The following is a 3,255-nucleotide window of genomic DNA, read 5'->3' as shown; positions in this document are numbered from 1 at the left end:
ATGGGGATGGCCAGAAAACAAAAAACCCCGCCGACGCGAGGATATTCATTACAGCAACGCGAGACTTACTTAATTTTCGCTTCTTTGTAGAGAACGTGCTGACGGACAACTGGATCGAATTTTTTCAGTTCCAGTTTTTCCGGCTTAGTACGTTTGTTCTTCGTGGTGGTATAGAAGTGACCAGTACCAGCAGAAGAAACCAGCTTGATCTTCTCACGAATACCTTTAGCCATGATTTATTTCCTCTTAGTACTTAGTACTTTTCGCCACGGGCACGCAGTTCAGACAGAACTGTATCGATGCCTTTCTTATCAATTACACGCATACCTTTAGCAGATACACGCAGGGTGACAAAACGCTTTTCGCTCTCAACCCAGAAACGGTGAGAGTGCAGGTTAGGCAGGAAACGGCGTTTAGTCGCGTTCAGTGCGTGGGAACGGTTGTTACCGGTCACCGGACGCTTGCCAGTAACTTGGCAGACTCGGGACATGTCTATTCTCCAAAAATCAAATTAGCTCGAGCTTCGTATGGGGTATCGGCGCCTCGTCAGGCTTTACAGCCCGGTCATCGCGGTTCTACACCTCACCCTTCAAGCTGCCTTAACGCAACGTGAATGATTGGGTGTCTAAGTGAACACTCGATTGCCAGGCCCAAATGCCAAACCCGAGATTCTCAAAGGTGGCGTAGTATACGCTGAGTCAGCGATGTGCTCAAGTCCCGAACAGACAAAGATCCCGATGGATCGCGCAAAGTGCGTCAAATCCAACCTCGTTCCGCAAACGAAACGTACTCTCCGCGTCCAATGACAAGGTGATCAAGCACACGGATATCCATGAACTGACAGCATTTTACGACACGCTCGGTGATAAGTTTATCCGCTTTGCTCGGCTCTGCACACCCCGACGGATGATTATGGGCAAGGATCACCGCAGATGCATTGATTTTTATCGCTTCACGAATAATTTCACGCGGATGGATCTCAACATGAGTGAGTGTGCCAGAGAAAAGGCGGCTATGTTTAATGACATGATGTTGGGAATCGAGAAAAACCACCATGAAAACTTCCCGCGCTTCCCCCGCTAATTGGCTCTGCAAAAAATCCCGTGTTAACACCGGGCTGAGTAACGGGTTCGTACCTTTTATTTGCACTTCATAAAAGCGCCTGGCCAGTTCCGCAATACCTTTAAGCTGCGCATACTTTGCTACGCCAATCCCTGTCACCGCGCTGAATTGAGAGTAGTCCGCCGTCAACAAGCTATAAAGAGAGCCAAAATGTTCCAGGATCTCTTTTGCCAGCGCAAAGACATCTTTCCCGGGCGTTCCGGTCCGTAAGAAGAGCGCCAGTAGTTCGTCATCCGTCAGCGTATCGACCCCAAGCGCCAACAGTTTTTCCCTCGGCAGCACATATTCAGCAGTTTCCATCCCCACACCTCCTCATGCCAGCACGCATGGTGGCATGGGCCGGAGGGGGAATCGACGTACAATTTCCACTCCTGCGTAGCGCCTCGCAAAGTGATTCATGGGTGAACGCACGACAGTTTACGGATTGTGATAAAATATCCGCCTTCTGGTGTAATCCAACAGGAATGATCATGATGAGCCTGGCTGGTAAAAAAATCGTTCTCGGCGTCAGCGGCGGCATTGCTGCCTACAAAACCCCTGAACTGGTGCGTCGTCTGCGCGAACGCGGCGCTGATGTCCGAGTGGCAATGACCGAGGCGGCTAAAGCCTTTATTACTCCACTCAGCTTACAGGCGGTTTCCGGGTATCCCGTTTCTGACAGTCTGCTGGATCCCGCAGCAGAAGCCGCAATGGGCCATATTGAGTTGGGGAAATGGGCCGACCTGGTGATTCTCGCCCCGGCCACCGCAGACCTTATCGCGCGTGTCGCAGCCGGCATAGCAAACGATCTGGTGTCTACGATTTGTCTGGCTACTCCTGCGCCCGTTGCTGTTTTACCGGCAATGAACCAGCAGATGTACCGGGCTGCGGCAACGCAGCATAATCTGGACGTTCTGGCTTCTCGTGGGTTGCTCATCTGGGGACCAGACAGCGGCAGCCAGGCATGCGGTGATGTAGGGCCGGGCCGTATGCTGGATCCTTTAACGATTGTCGATATGGCCGCGGCACATTTCGCCCCTGTCAACGATCTGCAACATCTTAACATCATGATTACCGCGGGCCCGACGCGCGAACCGCTCGATCCGGTGCGCTACATTTCCAACCACAGCTCCGGCAAAATGGGGTTTGCCATTGCCGCCGCCGCAGCCCGTCGCGGGGCAAACGTTACGCTGGTCGCCGGCCCGGTATCATTACCCACACCGCCTTTTGTACAGCGTGTTGATGTGATGACCGCTCTGGAAATGGAAGCGGCGGTGCAATCCGCCGTCCAACAGCAACATATTTTTATCGGCTGCGCTGCCGTAGCAGACTATCGCGCCGCGATTGTCGCCCCGGAAAAAATTAAGAAACAGGCAACACAAGGTGATGAATTAACAATAAAAATGGTCAAGAACCCAGACATCATCGCCGGAGTTGCTGCACGTAAAGACCATCGACCCTATGTCGTTGGGTTTGCCGCGGAAACGAATAATGTGGAAGAATATGCCCGGCAAAAACGTATCCGTAAAAACCTTGATTTGATCTGTGCAAACGATGTTTCGCTTTCAACTCAAGGGTTTAATAGCGACAGCAACGCTTTACACCTTTTCTGGCAGGATGGAGATAAAGTCTTACCGCTTGAGCGCAAAGCACTCCTGGGCCAATTATTACTCGACGAGATCGTGACCCGTTATGATGAAAAAAATCGACGTTAAGATTCTGGACCCGCGTGTCGGCAAGCAATTCCCGCTGCCGACATATGCCACCTCCGGCTCCGCCGGACTTGACCTGCGGGCTTGTCTCGATGACGCCGTAGAACTGGCGCCGGGCGCAACCACGCTGCTGCCAACCGGGCTGGCTATTCACATCGCCGATCCGTCTCTGGCTGCCGTCATCCTGCCGCGTTCGGGGCTGGGCCATAAGCATGGTATCGTGCTGGGCAACCTGGTGGGGTTGATTGATTCTGACTATCAGGGGCAGCTAATGGTGTCCGTCTGGAACCGTGGTCAGGACAGTTTTACTATTGAGCCGGGCGAACGTATCGCACAGATGGTCTTTGTGCCAGTCGTGCAGGCCGAATTTAATCTGGTGGAAGAGTTTGATGCCACCCACCGTGGTGAAGGCGGTTTCGGCCATTCCGGTCGTAAGTAAGAA

5 protein-coding genes are annotated in these 3,255 nt (G+C 52.7%); 2 read left to right on the top strand and 3 right to left on the bottom strand.

Going from position 1 to position 3,255, the window contains the following annotated elements:
- Positions 1 to 65: 65 nt before the first annotated feature.
- The 3 genes from rpmG to radC all read right to left on the bottom strand — a co-directional run bounded on the left by rpmG (position 66) and on the right by radC (position 1,422).
- A complete protein-coding gene (gene rpmG, locus AB7E14_RS22120) occupies positions 66 to 233 on the bottom strand; it encodes a 50S ribosomal protein L33 (RefSeq protein ID WP_003024094.1) in 168 nt (55 codons plus the stop codon).
- 20 nt (positions 234 to 253) lie between these two features.
- The gene (gene rpmB / locus AB7E14_RS22115; RefSeq protein WP_002436699.1) at positions 254 to 490 is read right to left on the bottom strand and encodes a 50S ribosomal protein L28; all 237 of its coding nucleotides are present in this window, start codon (positions 488 to 490) and stop codon (positions 254 to 256) included.
- Positions 491 to 756: 266 nt separating this feature from the next.
- Entirely contained in the window at positions 757 to 1,422 is a 666-nt protein-coding gene (gene radC, locus AB7E14_RS22110) for a RadC family protein (protein WP_042998631.1), read from the bottom strand.
- Between the two features lie 173 nt (positions 1,423 to 1,595).
- Between radC and coaBC the strand changes: the two genes are divergently transcribed.
- Both coaBC and dut read left to right on the top strand, forming a co-directional pair.
- On the top strand, positions 1,596 to 2,816 hold the full coding sequence (gene coaBC / locus AB7E14_RS22105; protein WP_102948063.1) for a bifunctional phosphopantothenoylcysteine decarboxylase/phosphopantothenate--cysteine ligase CoaBC: 1,221 nt from the start codon (positions 1,596 to 1,598) through the stop codon (positions 2,814 to 2,816).
- Positions 2,794 to 3,252, top strand: a complete 459-nt coding sequence (gene dut, locus AB7E14_RS22100; RefSeq protein WP_042998633.1) for a dUTP diphosphatase — start codon at positions 2,794 to 2,796, stop codon at positions 3,250 to 3,252. The genes coaBC and dut overlap by 23 nt, the downstream gene beginning before the upstream one ends.
- The last annotated feature ends 3 nt before the right edge of the window (positions 3,253 to 3,255 follow it).

Origin of the sequence: Citrobacter sp. (assembly GCF_050252275.1) — a bacterium.
Taxonomy (GTDB): domain Bacteria; phylum Pseudomonadota; class Gammaproteobacteria; order Enterobacterales; family Enterobacteriaceae; genus Citrobacter_A; species Citrobacter_A amalonaticus.
Note: the sequence above shows the minus strand (reverse complement) of the source record. Positions and strands in the feature narration are given on the sequence as shown.